The sequence below is a fragment of the Kitasatospora sp. NPDC057015 genome (genome assembly GCF_042673745.1).
In the GTDB taxonomy this organism is placed as follows: Bacteria; Actinomycetota; Actinomycetes; order Streptomycetales; family Streptomycetaceae; genus Kitasatospora.
In genome coordinates, this window is record NZ_JBHUSG010000029.1 from 62,739 (window position 1) to 79,404 (window position 16,666).

The 16,666-nt window shown below is 73.6% G+C and carries 12 protein-coding genes; 11 read left to right on the forward strand and 1 reads right to left on the reverse strand.

Features of this window, described 5'->3' with window-relative positions:
• The first annotated feature begins 106 nt into the window (after positions 1 to 106).
• Together ACFTWP_RS24820 and ACFTWP_RS24825 are read left to right on the forward strand one after the other, a co-directional pair.
• Positions 107 to 1,090 carry a streptomycin biosynthesis protein gene (locus tag ACFTWP_RS24820; RefSeq protein ID WP_380266947.1) on the forward strand — a complete coding sequence of 328 codons (984 nt, stop codon included), beginning with the start codon at positions 107 to 109 and terminating at the stop codon, positions 1,088 to 1,090.
• A gap of 262 nt (positions 1,091 to 1,352) precedes the next feature.
• On the forward strand, positions 1,353 to 2,498 hold the full coding sequence (locus ACFTWP_RS24825) for a glycine amidinotransferase (protein WP_380266948.1): 1,146 nt from the start codon (positions 1,353 to 1,355) through the stop codon (positions 2,496 to 2,498).
• A 90-nt stretch (positions 2,499 to 2,588) separates the two neighbouring features.
• Here ACFTWP_RS24825 and dpgD read toward each other — a convergent pair whose 3' ends face one another.
• Entirely contained in the window at positions 2,589 to 3,422 is an 834-nt protein-coding gene (dpgD, locus tag ACFTWP_RS24830; RefSeq protein ID WP_380266949.1) for an enoyl-CoA-hydratase DpgD, read from the reverse strand.
• 71 nt (positions 3,423 to 3,493) lie between these two features.
• Here dpgD and dpgA point away from each other — a divergent pair, with 71 nt between their 5' ends.
• From dpgA to ACFTWP_RS24875, 9 genes are all read left to right on the forward strand, one after another.
• On the forward strand, positions 3,494 to 4,627 hold the full coding sequence (gene dpgA, locus ACFTWP_RS24835; protein ID WP_380266950.1) for a 3,5-dihydroxyphenylacetyl-CoA synthase DpgA: 1,134 nt from the start codon (positions 3,494 to 3,496) through the stop codon (positions 4,625 to 4,627).
• A gap of 179 nt (positions 4,628 to 4,806) precedes the next feature.
• Positions 4,807 to 5,568 carry an enoyl-CoA-hydratase DpgB gene (gene dpgB / locus ACFTWP_RS24840; RefSeq protein WP_380266952.1) on the forward strand — a complete coding sequence of 254 codons (762 nt, stop codon included), beginning with the start codon at positions 4,807 to 4,809 and terminating at the stop codon, positions 5,566 to 5,568.
• A complete protein-coding gene (gene dpgC, locus ACFTWP_RS24845; RefSeq protein WP_380266953.1) occupies positions 5,565 to 6,998 on the forward strand; it encodes a (3,5-dihydroxyphenyl)acetyl-CoA 1,2-dioxygenase DpgC in 1,434 nt (477 codons plus the stop codon). Before dpgB ends, dpgC begins: the two co-directional genes overlap by 4 nt.
• Positions 6,976 to 8,451, forward strand: coding sequence for an aminotransferase class I/II-fold pyridoxal phosphate-dependent enzyme (locus ACFTWP_RS24850; RefSeq protein ID WP_380266954.1), 1,476 nt, complete (start codon positions 6,976 to 6,978; stop codon positions 8,449 to 8,451). Before dpgC ends, ACFTWP_RS24850 begins: the two co-directional genes overlap by 23 nt.
• Positions 8,448 to 9,770 carry a hypothetical protein gene (locus tag ACFTWP_RS24855; protein WP_380266956.1) on the forward strand — a complete coding sequence of 441 codons (1,323 nt, stop codon included), beginning with the start codon at positions 8,448 to 8,450 and terminating at the stop codon, positions 9,768 to 9,770. Before ACFTWP_RS24850 ends, ACFTWP_RS24855 begins: the two co-directional genes overlap by 4 nt.
• Positions 9,771 to 9,805: 35 nt before the next feature.
• Positions 9,806 to 13,474: an amino acid adenylation domain-containing protein gene (locus ACFTWP_RS24860; RefSeq protein WP_380266958.1), complete on the forward strand. Its 3,669-nt coding sequence runs from the start codon at positions 9,806 to 9,808 to the stop codon at positions 13,472 to 13,474.
• Positions 13,471 to 14,685 carry a thioester reductase domain-containing protein gene (locus ACFTWP_RS24865; RefSeq protein ID WP_380266959.1) on the forward strand — a complete coding sequence of 405 codons (1,215 nt, stop codon included), beginning with the start codon at positions 13,471 to 13,473 and terminating at the stop codon, positions 14,683 to 14,685. The genes ACFTWP_RS24860 and ACFTWP_RS24865 overlap by 4 nt, the downstream gene beginning before the upstream one ends.
• Entirely contained in the window at positions 14,682 to 15,605 is a 924-nt protein-coding gene (locus ACFTWP_RS24870) for a 3-oxoacyl-[acyl-carrier-protein] synthase III C-terminal domain-containing protein (protein ID WP_380266960.1), read from the forward strand. Before ACFTWP_RS24865 ends, ACFTWP_RS24870 begins: the two co-directional genes overlap by 4 nt.
• The gene (locus tag ACFTWP_RS24875; protein ID WP_380266961.1) at positions 15,602 to 16,648 is read left to right on the forward strand and encodes a methyltransferase; all 1,047 of its coding nucleotides are present in this window, start codon (positions 15,602 to 15,604) and stop codon (positions 16,646 to 16,648) included. The genes ACFTWP_RS24870 and ACFTWP_RS24875 overlap by 4 nt, the downstream gene beginning before the upstream one ends.
• Positions 16,649 to 16,666: the final 18 nt, after the last annotated feature.

Sequence of the window (16,666 nt, forward strand, 5' to 3'; positions counted from 1 at the left end):
AGTGGATGCCAGGGTTCACAGGAAACGACCGGAGGGCGGCGCATTCAAGAGCCCGCCGGTGGAGGCCGTACCTCGTTTCCACCCGCAACTCGGCGCCCCCTCGCGGGTGGCGATCGACCAGATCGTCGAATCGGATTCGCTCCGCTCCGGCGGGTTGGACGAGGAGCACGTGCGGATGCTCGCCGATTCCGGGGCGCCGCTGCCGCCGATCATCGTCGACCGGGCGACGATGCGGGTCCTCGACGGTGCGCACCGGTTGCGCGCGGCGACCCTGCGTGGTCGGCGGGACATTGAGGTGGAGTACTTCGTCGGCGAACCCAGGGACGCGTTCGTCCTGGCAGTCAACGCCAACATCGCCCACGGCCTGCCGCTGTCCCAGGCCGATCGGGCGACGGCGGCCGCCCGGATCATGCTGTCCCACCCCGAGTGGTCGAACCGGGCGATCGCCCTGGTCGCCGGGCTCTCCCACCAGGCGGTCGGGGAGATCCGGCGGCGTGCAACTGGCCAGGACGACCGGTTGCACAGCCGGGTCGGCCGGGACGGGCGGGTCAGGCCTCTGGACAGCGCGGGCGGGCGCAGGCGGGCAGGCGAGCTGATCGCCGAGGACCCGGGAGCCTCGCTGCGCACGGTGGCCCGGCTGGCCGGGATCTCGCCCGGCACGGTCCGCGACGTGCGCGAGCGGCTGCGGCGCGGCGAAGATCCAGTCCCCCAGGCTGGCAGGCCGCGCCGACAGGAGGACCCCCTGACCGTCAGGAGCACAGGGCGGGAACCGTCCCCGGCCCCGCCGTCCGCAGGGCCCAGCACAAGGGACACCCCAGAAGCCGTACGCGGCCAGGACGTTTCATCAGTGCTGAACCTGCTACGCAACGACCCGTCGCTGCGTTTCAGCGAGGCCGGCCGGGCGCTGCTGCGCCTGTTGCACGCACATGCCTCGCTGACCGCCCAGAGCGAACTGTTCCTCCAGGCCATTCCGGCGCACAGCGCGGGCCTGGTAGCGAATGTCGCCCTGGAATACGCGGGGGCATGGCAGCGGATCGCCGAGCGCCTGCGGTTCCCGGGCGAACCTGGCGGTATGGCCATCGGTGACTAGTCGGAATCGGCCGGACCGCCCGCAGCCCGCACGGCGGGCCCGGCGGGAGTTATCGGGACGGAGCCGGGAGAACCGGGAACGACAGCGGAGAACGAAACTGCATCAGCGGCGACTGTGATCGCTTGACCTGGTTCGGAGGGGGTGCCAGCATCGAATGCGTTCACGGGGTACGAAATGCTCAGGGGAAACTCACAACGACTGGTTTCCGGCGATTGCGACGCAATACCGACAACCGGGTCGGGTACGACAGGGGAGGCAGCAGATGTCCTTGAACAGTTATGACGAATGGTCACCGCTCAGGGAGGTGATCGTCGGTTCCGCCCGGAACTACACCTCGCACGAGCGCGAGCTGTCGTTCGACCTGTTCTTCCACGACAACATCACCCGCTCGGAGTGGTACTACCCCCGGCTGACCGCGGTCGGCGACAGGCGGGACGGCCCGGTCCGCCCGTCGCGCCAGTCCATCAAACAGCGCTACGTCGACGAGTTGAACGAGGACGTCGACGGGATCGCCAGGACCCTGGAATCCCTGTCGGTGAAGGTCCACCGGCCCCTGGACGTGGACAGCGCCACCGCCGAGGTCAGCACACCGGCCTGGTCGGCCTCGGTGGTGCCGCCGCTGAACGTCCGCGACAACACCCTGATCCTCGGCGACGAGATCATCGAAACACCCCCGATGGTGCGTTCCCGCTACTTCGAGACACAGTTCCTCACCCCGGTCTTCGCGGAGTACTTCCGGCGCGGTGCCAAGTGGACGGTGATGCCACGGCCGTTGATGACCGACGCCTCCTTCGACCTGTCGTACGCCAGCGCCTCCGTCGGCGGTCCCACCGAGCCGATCGCCGACCCGAAGACGTCACCCTACGACGTCGGGTTCGAGATGATGTTCGACGGCGCCCAGGTGCTGCGGCTCGGCCGCGACCTGGTGGTCAACATCTCCACAGCCAACCACGCTCTCGCGGTGGACTGGCTTGAGCGCCACCTGGAGGGTCGGTTCCGCATCCACCGGGTGCACCGGCTCAGCGACAGCCACATCGACAGCATGGTCCTCGCCCTGCGCCCTGGCCTGCTGCTGGTCCGCTCGGAGGCCGTGCGCGACCAGCTGCCGGAGCCGCTGCGCACGTGGGACGTGATCGTTCCCCCGCCGCCCGAGGCGAACAACTTCCCGCACTACGACGACGACGACCTGGTCCTCACCAGTCTTTTCATCGACCTGAACGTGCTGTCGGTCGGCCCGGACACCGTACTCGTCAACGACGCGTGCCCGGAACTGATCCGGACGCTGGAGAAGCACCGCTTCACCGTGGTACCGGTCCGCCACCGCCACCGGCGGCTGTTCGGCGGGGGGTTCCACTGCTTCACCCTGGACACGGTTCGCGAGGGCGGGCCGGAGGACTACTTCAGCTGAGTCCTGCGGTCGGGCACCAGCCCCGTACCCGGGGCGGGGTGGGCAGAGCCGGAAAGGCGCAGGGACGGCAGGCGCGGGACCAGGGAGCGATCAGCGCCCCTGCCAGTTCGGCGGCCGCTTCTCGACAAAGGCCGCCGGCCCCTCCGAAGCGTCCCGACTGAACATCCGGGCCTCCTCCTGTGGATAGCGGGTCGCGAACGCCTGCTCGAGCGACAGGGTGGCCGACCGCGCGGCCGCCTCCTTGACCGCGCGCACGGACAGCGGAGCACAGCGCAGCAGGTCGGCCACCCAGGCGTCAACGCAGGCGTCGAGCTCCTCGACTGGCACTACCTCGTTGACGAGGCCGAGTTCGTAGGCACGGGCGGCGGTGAGGGGGCGTCCGGTCATCAGGTGGCCCATCGCGGTCCTGTAGGGCAGCTGGCGGGAGAGCCGGAAGACGCCGCCGGCGCCCGCGATCAGCCCGAGACGGACCTCGGGGAGGGCGAACGAGGCGTCCTCGGCGGCGATGATCAGATCGCAGGCGAGGGCGAGTTCGAAGCCTCCACCGAGGGCATGACCGCGGACCTTCGCAACGACCGGCTTGGTCAGGTCGAACCGCTCTGTCAGCCGGGGCCAGCCGGGCTTGTCGCGGCTGCCGAAAGTCGAGGTGCCGGCGCTACCGGCGCGGGATCGCGCGACCAGTTCCCCGAGGTCCTGGCCGACCGAGAAGGCCCGTTCCCCGGCGCCGGTGAGCACCGCGACCCACAGGTCGGGGTCGGCCTCGAAGTCGTCCCATATCAGGGCGAGTTCCTCGTGCATCCGCAGGTCCATCGCATTCAGCACCCGTGGTCGGTCGAGGGTGACGTAGGCGACGTGGCCGCGCTTCTCGTAGCGGACCCGGGGTTCCTCGGCGGCTGCGCCGGCATCCGTGCTGGAGGGCTGCATGGCACCGCAATCTAGTACCGGCCCGGGGGTGTTCACACGGGCCGCTCCGACCAGCACGGGAGGATCGATCGATGGCGCTCAGCGAAATGACACGGCTCGCGGGGTCCGCAGACACCGGGCCGGACGGCCCCTCGGCGCGGATCGTCGGGGTGGGTACCGCGGTGCCTCCCGACGCGTACACCCAGGCGGAGGTGCTCGACGAGCTACGGGTCGAGGATCCGAGGATCAGGTCGCTCTTCCTGAACAGTGCGATCGAACGCCGCTTCCTGCGGTTACCTCCACGTGGGCCGGACGGGCTACGCCGCCCAGAGTCCCAGGGGCAGTTGCTGCGCAAGCACGTCCGCGGCGGGCTGGCCACGGGCCGTGACGCAATCGAGGCGTGCCTGGAGGCAGCGGAGGCGCGGGCCTCGGACATACGGCACCTGTGCGTGGTGTCCTCCACGGGCTTCCTGACACCCGGCTTCAGCGCCCTGCAGATCAAGGAGCTGGGCCTGCGCCGGGACTGCTCGCGGCTCGACGTGGTCGGGATGGGGTGCAACGCCGGGCTGAACGCGCTGGGCGCCGTCTCGGCGTGGGCCCGCGCCCACCCGGGCGACCTGGCGCTGATGCTGTGCGTAGAGACCTGCTCGGCCGCCTACGCCTTCGACGGCACCATGCGCACCTCGGTGGTCAACAGCCTGTTCGGGGACGGCGCGGCGGCCGTGGCCCTTATCGCGGACCACCCGGGTCAGGGTCAGCCGACGGGGTCGGACGGGGGTCGGCGGGGCCCGTCCGTCCTGGGGTTCTCCAGCTGGATCATCCCCGACGCGGTGGACGCGATGCGCTACGACTGGGACGAGGACCAGGGACGGTTCAGCTTCTACCTGGATCCCGAGGTGCCCTACGTAGTCGGGGCCAACGCCGAGCACGCCCTGCGTTCCCTGCTCACTAGCGCGGGACTGCGACGCTCCGACATCGGCCACTGGATCGTGCACTCCGGAGGAAAGAAGGTCATCGACTCGGTGCGGCTCAACCTGGGGCTGTCCGCCCACGAGGTCCGGCACACCACCGGGGTCCTGCGTGACTACGGCAACCTCTCCAGCGGCTCCTTCCTGTTCTCCTACCAGCGCCTGCTGAACGAGGGCGTGGTGGCGGCCGGTGACCACGGGGTGCTGATGACGATGGGGCCCGGCTCGACGATCGAACTGGCGCTGGTCCGGTGGTGACGGAGACCACCGGCGTACGGGCGTGGCGGCCACCGTCTATGGAGGCGAGCGCGGACTCGGGTGCGGGCCCAGGTACGGAAACAGGAACGGGCGCGGACTCAGGTGCGCGCAACCAAGAACGGATGCGAGCGGCAACGGAGCACAGTCCGGTCGAAGCCGGCAGAAGGGACATGACGGCGATGGGCACATGGCATGAGGTGGACGAGCGAACGGACGGCCTCGGCCACCACCTGGAGTTCGACGGCGGGTCGGGGCTGCCCGCACTGACCGCCCGACTCAATGAGCTCTGCGACCGGGTGGAGGAGCAGCCGCAGGCGGTGGTGGTGCTGCGCCCGGCTGCCGGGACCGGGGAGGACCGATCCTGGCCGGGTAGGGCCCGGATCCAGGACGTCAACCGGTGGGAGCGGGCGGTCCGCCGGCTGGAGCGGTCGCCCGCGGTGAGCATCGCGGTGGCGTCAGGCACCTGCGCAGGCCCGGCGCTGGACCTGCTGCTGGCGGCGGACTACCGGATCGCCGGGGCCGATCTGCGGTTGCTCCTGCCGGTCAACGACGGCCACTTCTGGCCAGGGACCGGCATCCACCGGTTGGTCACCCAGCTGGGCGCCGCTCGGGCCCGGCAACTGGTGCTCTGGGGAACTGAGTTGACTGCCGAGCGGGCCCTGGGGACCGGACTGGTGGACGAGGTCGCCGACGACGTGCCGGACGCCGTCCGCACCGCCACGGTCTGGCTCGGCCGGGCGGCCGGCGCCGAACTGGCCGTCCGGCGCGCCCTGTTACTGGAGGCGGGCGCCACACCCTACGAGGATGCACTCGGGATGCATCTCGCCGCCTGTGACCGGGAGTTGCGCCGCCTCACCGGCGGCGGCACCGACGCGCCGCCGCCGCACACCCCCGCCGGCCCGGGGCCCGCGGCGGGCCCCGGACGGGACGCCGACCAGTGAGCGGCGACCTCACGGTCCACGGCCCCGACCGGGCCGGACGCCCGGCAGTGCGCGACGGCGACCCGATGGCGTGGGACGCCGACCCAGCGACGTGGGGGACGACCCCGCCGCCCCTCGGGGCCGGCCTGGCCGAGGACGCGACCGCGCTCGCCCACTACGCCGCGGCGGCCGAACGCGAGCTCGCCACCTTGCCCGCCGTGCCCCAGCGCGACCGCCGCCAGCGCGACGCGGCTGCCCGGATCCTGCAGGCCGCCCGCACGCTGCGCGACCACTTCATTGCCCACCACGCGGAGGCGGTCTACGACGAGCTGACCGGGGCACGCTCGGTCCACCTGCGCATAGACGCGCTGGCTCGCGCCGCGGCCGACCGCTTCCCCGGCCTGGTACCGACCCGCGCGCAGCTCGACGCCGAACGCGCCCTCGCCCAAGCCGACAAGGAGGGGCGGGAGATCGACCAGGGCATCCTCTTCCGCGGCCTGCTCCGCTCCCCCACGGCGGGACCACACCTGACCGACGCCATGCTGCTGCCCACTCGGCGGGCGCTCGACCTGCTCTCCAGGTTCCGCCGGACCGGACGGCTCGACCTGGGCGTGGTCCTGATCGAACGCAGGGGGGCGGCCGCCCACCTGACCCTGCGCAACACCCGCTGTCTCAACGCGGAGGACGACGCACTCGTCGACGACCTGGAGACCGCCGTCGATCTCACCCTGCTGGACGACCAGGTCACGGTGGGGGTGCTGCGTGGGGGCGAGATGACCCACCCCCGCCACGCGGGCCGGCGGGTCTTCAGCGCGGGGATCAACCTCACCGACCTGCGCGAGGGCCGCATCTCCTTCGTGGACTTCCTGCTCCGCCGCGAACTCGGGCCGATCGGCAAGATCACCCGCGGACTACTTCCGGTGCCCGGCGTCGAATCGTTCCCGCATCGCACCGTCCAGAAGCCGTGGATCGGCGCGGTGGACTCGTTCGCGATCGGCGGCGGGATGCAGCTGCTGCTCGTCCTCGACCGGGTCATCGCCACCGAGGACGCCTACTTCAGCCTTCCCGCCGCCCAAGAGGGCATCGTGCCGGGCGTCGCCAACCTGCGGCTGCCCCGTCTCACCGGTGCCAGGGCCGCCCGCCGCGTCATCCTCACCGGGCAGGTCATCACTGCTACCGACCCGCAGGCCTCCTTGGTCTGCGACGAGGTGGTGCCCTCCGACGGGATGGACGCGGCCGTGGAAGCCGCCGTGGCCGCCTTCGACAACCCGGCGGTCCTCGCCAACCGGCGCATGCTCCAGCTCGCCGAGGAGCCGCCTGAGCGGTTCCAGGCGTACCTGGCGGAGTTCGCCGTGACCCAGGCGCTGCGGCTCCACAGCGAGGACGTGATCGGCCGGATCGCCCGGCCCCGACCGGAGGGGGACGAACGTGCCGACGATCGACCGGCGTGATCTGCACGGCGCGCTGGCCGAGCCGGTGCTCGGCTCGATCGGGTTCCTGAACGAGGTGATGGGCCGCTACCCGGACGCGGTCTCCTTCGCCCCCGGCGCCCCGCACCCCGCCCTCCTGCGCGAACTCGACCTCGACCGGTACGTCCGGCGCTACCTGGACCACCTCGGCGACGACCGCGGCCTGGAGCCTGATCGAGCCCGGCTCCTGCTGGCGGAGTACGGGCCGAGCCGCGGCCTGATCAACGACCTGCTGGCGCGGGCGCTGCGGCTCGACCAGGGCCTGGACGTGCCGGAGCGCGCGATCGTGGTGACCGTCGGCGCCCAGGAGGGCATGCTGCTGGCGCTGCGCGTGCTGCACCGCTCCACGGACGACCTGCTGGCGGCTGTCACCCCGTGCTTCCCCGGCGTCCTCGGCGCGGCCCGGCTGCTGGACATCGGCGTCCTGCCGGTCCACGAGAGCCCCGTCGGGATCGACTTCGACGAACTCGCCGGGGTCTGCCGGGCGGCCAGGTCGGTCGGCCGCCGGGTGCGGACCCTGTACGTCGCCCCCGACTACTCCAACCCGTCCGGCACCGTGCTCGACCAGCCCGCCCGGCTACGGCTGCTGGCCGCCGCGCGACGGGAGGACTTCCTGATCCTGGAGGACGGCGCGTACGGTTTCACGGCCGCACCCGGCGCCGCCCTGCCCACTCTGAAATCGCTGGACACCGACGGCCGGGTGATCCACCTGGGCACCTTCGCCAAGGTCTGCCTTCCCGGCGTCCGGGTCGGCTTCGTCGTCGCCGACCAGCCGGTGCGCGACACGGACGGCGCACGCGGCACCGGCCGGCTGCTCGCCGATGAGCTCGCCGCCGCCAAGACCGTGGTGACGGTGAACACCTCGCCGATCGGCCAGGCCGTGGTCGGCGGGATGCTGCTGGAGCACGGCGGCTCCCTCGCCGCGCTGGGCCGGGAGCGCTCCGTCCTGTACCGGCGCAATCTCGACCTGCTGCTGCGGGCGCTGCGGCGCCGGCTCTCCCCCGACGCCCCGGGCGTGCCGCCGGGGATCTCCTGGAATCGGCCCACCGGCGGGTTCTTCGTACGGCTGCGCCTGCCGTGCCCGGTCGACGCCGAGCTGCTGGAGTACTCCGCCTCGCGGTACGGCGTGCTCTGGACGCCGATGTCCGCGTTCCACCTGGACGGCGCCGGCGACCACGAGCTGCGCCTCTCGTGCAGCTACCTCGACCCGGACCAGATCGAGGAGGGCGTCGACCGGCTGGCCCGCTTCCTGCGCGACCTCCCGACGGCCCCGTCCGGCGGCCGTCGGACGAGGACCGCCGGAGCCGAGTCCGTCCCGCGCGGGCGCGGTACGAGCGGGCCCGTCCACGCGTCCCCGGGCACCGCGCCAATCCACCCCACCCCAGACACCCGTCCGGTTGCACCGGCCGGCCCGACGAGCGGACAGCAACGATGACCGACCGCCCCAACGCCGTCCCCGTCCCCGGCCCGCAGCCCCTGCCGCCCGCACGGCTCCAGCAGCTCGTCGACGAGCTGCGCGACGCCGACCGCCGCAACCGCGCCGCCGTGAACCTGGTTCCCAGCGAGACCCGGCTCTCCCCGCTGGCCGCCCTGCCACTGGCCACCGACTTCTACAACCGGTACTTCTTCGACGAGCACTCCGGCTTCCGCGGCGGCCTGGCCGCCCACCGGCTGGAGAGCGAGGTCGCGGCGGGCAGCCTCGCGCGGCTCTCCGGCGCCCGTCACGTGAACACCAGGCCGGTCTCCGGGATGAGCGCGATGACGCTCGCCATCGCCGCGCTCGCCGGGCCCCGCGGCAACACCGTGATCAGCGTGGGCGACGAACACGGCGGCCACTACGCGACCCGGGAGGTGGTCGAACACCTCGGCTACCGCTCGGCCACGGTGGCCTTCCGGTCCGGGCGGGTCGACCGGGACGACCTGGTCCGTGCACTGCGCGAGGGCACGCCGGGCCTGGTCTACCTCGACCTCCAGCACAGCCTGCACCTGCCCGACGTGGCGGCCGTCGTGGAAACTGTGCGCCGGCACGGGCGCGGCGTTCCGGTCCACGTTGACTGCAGCCACACCCTCGGCCTGGTACTCGGCGGGGCGGTGCCCCACCCGCTGGAGGCGGGCGCCGACTCCATGGGGGGCTCCACCCACAAGACCTTCCCCGGCCCGCACAAGGGCGTGCTGATCACCGACCGGCCGGACGTGGCCGAACGCTTCCACGAGGCCGACATGCGGCTCATCAGCAGCCACCACTTCGCCGAGAGCCTCTCCCTGGGCCTGGCCGCCGCCGAGTTCGAGCACTTCGGCGCCGGGTACGCCGCCGCGACCCTCGCCAACGCCGAGCTGCTCGCCGAGAGCCTGCACGAGGAGGGCTTCGAGGTGGCCAAGGCCGGCGAGACGTTCACCCGCACGCACCAGGTCTGGGTCCGGATCGGCGACCCGGAGGACACCCAGCGCTTCTTCGACCGGGTGACGGCGGTGGGACTGCGGGTCAACCGGCTGAGCCGGCTGCCCGGCTGGGACGGCCCCATGATCAGGCTCGGCACCAACGAGGTCACCTTCGAGGGCGCCGGCCCGCGGAGCATCCGGCTCATCGCGGCGGCCCTCGGCCACGCCCGCCGGGCGGCGCCCGGACGCGGTCCTGACGCACCGGAGATCCGCGCCTCGTTCGGCCGGCCCCACTTCTTCGACGACCCGGCCCACCTCGATCCGGACGCCGTCTTCGACCCCGTCACCGCGTTCGCCGCAGCCGGCCGCGGCTGACCGACCGTCCGCCCCGATCCCATCAGGAGGTTTGAGTGGCCACCGACTCCCGCGACCCCGCCGGCCTCGTCCGCGGCGTCACCGCACTGTGGCAGGAACTGCTCCGTGTCGAGCAGGCCGCCCCGCACGACAACTTCCTCGACCACGGCGGCACCTCGGTCACCGCGATGTTGCTGCTCAACCGGCTGCACCGCGACTGGGGCCTGGAGCTGCCCATTCGGGCCTTCCTGCGCGACCCCACCCTGGGCGGCGTCCTCACCGCGCTCGCCGGATTGGCGGCCGCCGCGCCCGCGTCCGACGGTCCGCGACGGGCGGGCCCCGCGGCCCGGCGCACCCCTCCGGCCCGGCTGGAGGCCGCCCCCCGGAACGGACCGCGCGACACCTTCCCGACCACCCCTGCCCAGCGCCGGCTGCTCTTCCTCGACCGCTACGACGGCGGCAGCCCGGCCTACCAGATGCCAGTCGTCGCCGTCCGGGTCGAGGGGCCGCTCGACCCGGACGCCCTGCGGACGGCACTGAGCGCCCTGGTCACCCGGCACGAACCGCTGCGCACCACCTTCACGCTCGGCGACGAACTGCTCCAGGTCGTGCACCGGCAAGGCGAACTGCCCTTGGCCGAGACCGACCTGAGGACGCTCCCGGCGGCAGGCCGGCAGGCCGGCGCCGACCGCTGGGCGGCCGCGCTGGCCGCCGCGCCGATGAACGTGGAGACCGGGCCGCTCGCCACCGCCGGCCTCGCCCGGCTGGGCACCGAGGAGTACCTCTTCGTCCTGGTCGCGCACCACCTGCTCATCGACGGCTGGTCCGTCTCCGTGCTCCGCGCCGAACTCGCCGAGCTGTACCGGGCCGCCGTGGAGGGCCGCCCACCCGCCCCTGCCCTGCGCGACGACCAGGGCCCGCCCCGCCCGCAGTACGCCGACGTCGCGCTGCGCCGGGCCGAACGGCTGCGCGCGGGCCGGGAGCGCCCGGGGCTCGACTGGTGGCTCGACCGCCTCCGGGACCTTCCCGCCAGGTTCGACCTGCCGCTGGCCGACCCGCGCCCGGCCGTGCCGGGCCGGACGGGCGGACTCCACGGACATCGGCTGCCGGTCGCCGTCGTCCGGCGGATCGGCGCGCTGGCCGCACGGGCCGGCGCGACCCCGTACCACGTCCTGCTGGCGGCCTACCTACTCCTGCTGCACCGCTACAGCGGACGTACCGACCTGCTGGTCGGCACCCCGGTGTCCGGCCGCGAGGAGCCCGGACTGGAGTCACTGGTCGGCCTGTTCACCAACACCGTGGTCATCAGGGCCGACCTGTCCGGGCCGCTGACCGGGGTGGGGCTCGTCCGCCTGGTCCGGGACGCGGCGCTCGACTCCTTCACCCACCAGGACGTTCCCTTCGAACGGATCGTCTCGCGGCTGCGGCTGCCCCGCGATCCCGGCGCCAACCCCGTCTTCCAGGTCTTCTTCGCGCTGCACAACCAGCCGCCGGCCGAACCTGAGCTGGCCGGCACCCAGACGCTGCCGCTGCCGGACGACCGGCGCTTCGCCCGGTTCGACCTGAGCCTGGACGTCACACCGGTCGCAGGGGCGATGGAATGCGCCTGGGAATACCGCAGCGACCTGCTGGACCGCCCCCGAGCGGAGCAACTCGCCCGGCACTGGACACGGTTGCTGGACGGCCTCATCGAGGAGCCGGACGTCCCAGTGGCCGGGCTGCCGCTGCTGGGCGAGGAGGAGGCCCGCGCCCTCGTCCTGCACGGCCCCCCGCCGGCGGGCCCGGAGCCCGGCCTCGCGGAGCTGTTCGCCGCCCGGGCGGGCGCCCACCCCGGGCGCGTCGCGGTCGTCGGCGCCGGGGCCCGGCTGACCTACCGGGACCTCGACCGGCTTTCCGACGCCGTAGCCGCCGGGCTCACCACCGCTGCCGCCGGGACCGCCCCCGGGGCCGCGCCGGCACCGGTGGGAATCCACCTGCCTCGCACGCCCGACGCGGTGGCCGTCATGCTCGGCGTCCTGAAGGCGGGCCGGCCCTACCTGCCGCTCGACCCCGGCCAGCCGGCTGGCCGGACCGCCACCCTGCTCCGGGACTGCGGAGCGGGCACCGTGGTGACCGGCGCCGCCGACGCGGGCGCGCTGCACCGGGCGCTGGCCGCGGACCCGGCGGGTCCTCCGGTACCGGTGGACCCTTCGGACCCTTCGGACCCGGCGATACTGCTGGTCGAGGAGCTTCTCGCCGCCACCGCCGACCGACCCCACACCCCGGCCCGGCCGACCCCGCCCGGCGCACTCGCCTACATCACCTACACCTCGGGTTCCACCGGGCGGCCCAAACCGGTGGCCGTCCGCCAGGACGCGCTGGCCGGGCTCGTCCACGGCACGAGCACGGAACTCGGGTTCGGCGAGGACGACGTCTGGGTGTCCAGCCACACCTTCACCTTCGACGTCAGCGCCTGGGAGATCTGGGCCCCGCTGCTGACCGGCGCCCGGCTGGTGATCGCCACCGCCGCCCAACAGCACGCACCCACGGGCCTGCGCGCCCTGCTCGCCGAGGAGGCCGTCACCGTGCTCTGCCTCACCCCGTCCGTCCTGCGCGAACTGGCCCGCCTGGGCCTACCGGAGGGCGGCGCCCTGCGCCGGGTCTTCGCCGGCGGTGAGGCACTGCCCTCCGACCTCGCCCGCACCCTGCTCGACTGGCCTGCCGAGTTGTGGAACTTCTACGGACCGACCGAGGCGACCGTGTGGGCCGCCGTGCACCGGGTGGGGCCGGCCGATCTCGACGGACCGAGCGTGCAGCTCGGCCACCCGGTCGCCGGCACCCGGCTGAGCGTCCTCGACGACCGGCTCCAGCCACTGCCGCCCGGCGTCCCCGGCGAACTCTTCATCGGGGGAAGGGCGTTGGCCGAGGGCTACTACCGAAGGCCGGACCTGACCCGGGAACGCTTCCCCCCCGACCCGACAGCCGGGCCCGGCGAACGGCTCTACCGCACCGGGGACAGGGTCGTGCTCGGCCCCTCCGGGGAGCTGCGCTTCCTCGGGCGCGCAGACGACCAGGTGAAGATCCGCGGCTTCCGGGTCGAACTCGGCGAGGTCGAGGCGGCCCTGCGGGCCGCGCCCGGGGTCCGTGACGCCGCCGCCGCACTGCGGCGGCGAGGCGAGCACACCGTCCTCGCCGGCTACCTCGTCCCCGAACCGGACCGCGCCGGCCCCGCACTCGCCCGCCAGGTGCTGGCCGCACTCGCCGAGACGCTGCCCGCCCACCTGATCCCCACCCTGCTGACCGAGATCCCCGCCGTCCCGCTGACACCCAGCGGCAAGGTCGACCGGCTGGCGCTGCCCGAACCGGCGGCCGCCACCGGGGCGCCAGCCGCCGGGTACCGACCGCCGGCCGACGATGTCGAGCGGCGCCTGTGCACCCTCTGGGAACGGCTGCTCGGCGCCGACCGGGTCGGCCGGCACGACGACTTCTTCCTCCTGGGCGGCGACTCCCTGATCGCGATGCGGTTCACCATCGAGGCCGAGCGGGAGTTCGACACCTCCCTCACCCTTCCCGACGTGTTCCGGCACCCGACCGTCCGGGCGCTCGCCGCCATGCTGCGCGGCACCGCCTCCACCTCCGAGGAGCCGACGCCCGGCCACCCCACGCCCGGCCCGCCGTCCGCGGCGCTCCTGGAGGCGGACGCGGTCCTGGACGCCGCCATCGCCCCCGGGGAGGCCGTGCGATGAGCGCACCCACCGTGCTGCTCACCGGCGCCACCGGCTTCCTCGGGGCGCACCTGCTCGCCGAACTGGCCGCCGCCGGCGCACGGGAGATCCGCTGCCTGGTCCGGGCCCCGGACTCCCCCGCCGCGGCCGAACGGCTGCGGGCGGCCGCCGCCCGCTACGGACTGGCCGAACCGTCCCGGGCCGTCCGCCCGTGGCCGGGCGACCTCGGCCGCCCCCGGCTGGGACTGGGCAACGCCGGCTACGCGGCCCTGGGGCGCGGTCTCGACCTGGTCGTCCACGCCGGCGCCCGGGTCAACCTGGCCCTGCCCTACGAGGCGCTCAAGCCCGTCAATGTCGACGGCACCCAGGAGATCCTGCGGCTCGCCGCCCAGGGCCCGACACCGGTTCCGGTGCACCACATCTCCACGCTCGCCGTCTTCGGCCCGGACACCCCGGTCGAGGAGACCCTGCGGCTCCCCGCCCCGACCGATCTGGCCAGCGGCTACGAGCAGAGCAAGTGGGTGGCCGACCGGCTGGCCGCCACCGCCGCCGAACGCGGCCTGCCGGTGGCGATCCACCGCACGGGCCGCCTGTTCGTCAACAGCGCCACCGCCGGCCACAATCCGCAGGACCTGCTGGTCCAGGTGCTCACCGCCGTCGTGCGCCTGGGCACGGCCCCGGACTACGAGGCCGTGCTGCGGCCCGCGCCGGTGGACTGGACGGCCGGCGTCCTGCGCCGCCTCGCCCTGGCCCCCGACGGTCTCGGCCGCGCCTACCACCTCACCGGACAGCAGCCGCTGCCGTGGAGCGCGGTGCTGGACGCCGTCGACGCCGGCGGCCCGGCGCTGCCGCGTACCGACTACCGCCGCTGGCTGCGGCTGCTGACCGAGCACGCCGGCCGCAGTGGTGACGAGGTGCTGCGCCGGCTGACCCTGGTGCTCGGCGCCCGTCCGCCGTTCCTCGGAGAGGACGCCGGCACGCCGGCCAACGCTCGCTCGGTGCTCGGCCCCGCGTTCGACCGGGAGCACCCTGCGTCGGCCGCCGGGCTGGTCACCCGCCTGGTGGCACGGCTGGCTGCCGAACCGCCAGGCCCGCCACCAAGCCCGCCGCCGGAAGACGCCACTGACCCGGGGCGCTCGCCGGGCCCAGCGCCGGTCGCGCCGGCCGCGCCGGCGGGTGTCGGCCCGGACCGGCCGACGGGGGAACCGTACGCACCCGGGGGCACCCGATGAGCGACCTGTACCTGTCGGCGCTGGCCCACGTGCACGGTGAGCCGCGGCCGATCGCCAGCCTCGCCGAACCCGGCGCCGAGGAACTCACCGACCCGCTCCACGGCCTGGCCTCCTACCGGCAGAGCGAACTGCCGATCTGGCGACTCGCCGCGCTCGCGGGCGAGCGCACCCTCGAACTCGCTGACGGCGCGCCCGATCTGCTGCTCTACATCAGCGAGAACGACGAGGACATCGCCGACTCGCTGGCCCGGCTGGCCGACCGGCTCGGCCTGCCGACCGTCGAGTACCTGGCCCTGGCCGGGCACGGCTGCGCCAACCTGGGCCCCGCGCTGCGGATCGCGGGGGACGCGCTCGCCTCCGGACGCCACCGGCGCGTCCTGCTGATCTCGGCCGACCGCGCCCCGGCGGGCGGACGGCTGATGAAGTCCGGCCTCTCGGTGTTCAGCGACGGCGCTGCCGCCGGCGTGCTGACCCGCTCCCCACCGGACCGGCGCTCCGCCACCTTCCGGATCGACGCGGTGGGCCTGCGTACCTCGGTCAGGGCCGGATCGCGATCCGCTCCGGGACTGCTGGACATCGTGGAGCTCGCCACCGACGCGGTGACCGACATCCTCGCGGAGACCGGCCGCAGCCCGGAGGACTTCGACGCCGTCGTCTTCGCCAACTACCGCCTCCAGAGCCAGGGGTTCCTCGCCACCGCGATGGGCTTCGGCCAGGACCGGCTCCTCCTCGGCGACGTCGCCGGACTGGCCCACAGCTTCTCCGCCGACCTGCTGATCACCCTGGAACAACTCGCCGCCGACGGCCGCACCCGGCCCGGTCACCGCCTGCTCGTCTCCGCCACCGGTCCGCACGCCTGGTCGATCCTGGCCGTCGAACAGGTCGGACTGCAGCCCCGAGAGGAAGGACCCCACCGATGACCGACTCCCGAGAGACCGACCCGGTCCGCGAGCGCTTCGACCTGATCGTCAACGGCCCGGCCCTCTTCAGCGCGCTCGTCGCCGGGCTGGAACTGGACCTCTTCGGCTACGTGTCCCGCCACCCGGCGCCGCCGGCCTTCGAGGACATCCGCGCCTTCACGGGCCTACCCGCCCACCAGACCCGCGTCCTGCTGCACGCCCTGTGCGCCACCGAACTCCTGGACGTACGGGACGGCGGCTACGTCAACTCCCGGTTCGCCGAAGAGACGCTCACCTCGGACGGCCCGGACGGCTGGCGGCACATCCTCGACGGCTGGCAGCGGATCTACAACCCCGCCTTCGCCCACACCACCGCCGCGCTCCGCGCCGGCACCAACACCGCGCTGGCCGACCACCGGGGCGAGGAACCCACGCTCTACCGGCGCCTCGCCCACAACCCCGAGCTGGAGGCCGTGTTCCACGCCTCGATGGCCGCCTTCAGCCTCCGGACCCTTCCCGCGCTGTTGGAGCACATCGACCTGACCGGGGTCGGTGAACTGCTGGACGTCGGCGGCGGCGACGGCACGACGGCCCGCCACCTCGCCGGTCGCTTCCCCGCGACCCGGATCACCGTGCTGGACACCCCGAGTGTCAGCGAGCTCGCCGACCGGGCCGAGCCCTTCGCCGGACGCAACCGGATCACCCTGCGCCCCGGCGACATCCTGAACGACCCGTTCCCACCGGGCGCGGACGCGGTGCTGTTCAGCCACGTCCTGGAGGTGTTCCCCGCCGACCGGATCCGACAGCTGCTCGCCAAGGCCGTCGAAGCGCTGCCCAGCGGGGGGCGGGTGTTCGTCTACGGGTTCGTGATCGACGAGGAGGAGCGCCGGGGCATCTACTCGGCCCGGCTCTCGCTCTACCTGAACGTCCTCGCCAGCGGCGGCGGCATGGCCTACCCGGCCGCCGACTACGAACGCTGGCTGCGCGAGGCCGGCTGCGTCGACGTCGCGACGGTGGCCGGACTCCCCTTCGAACACGGCCTCACCGTCGCCACCAAGCCCTGAGCGCCGAGCACCGAGCAC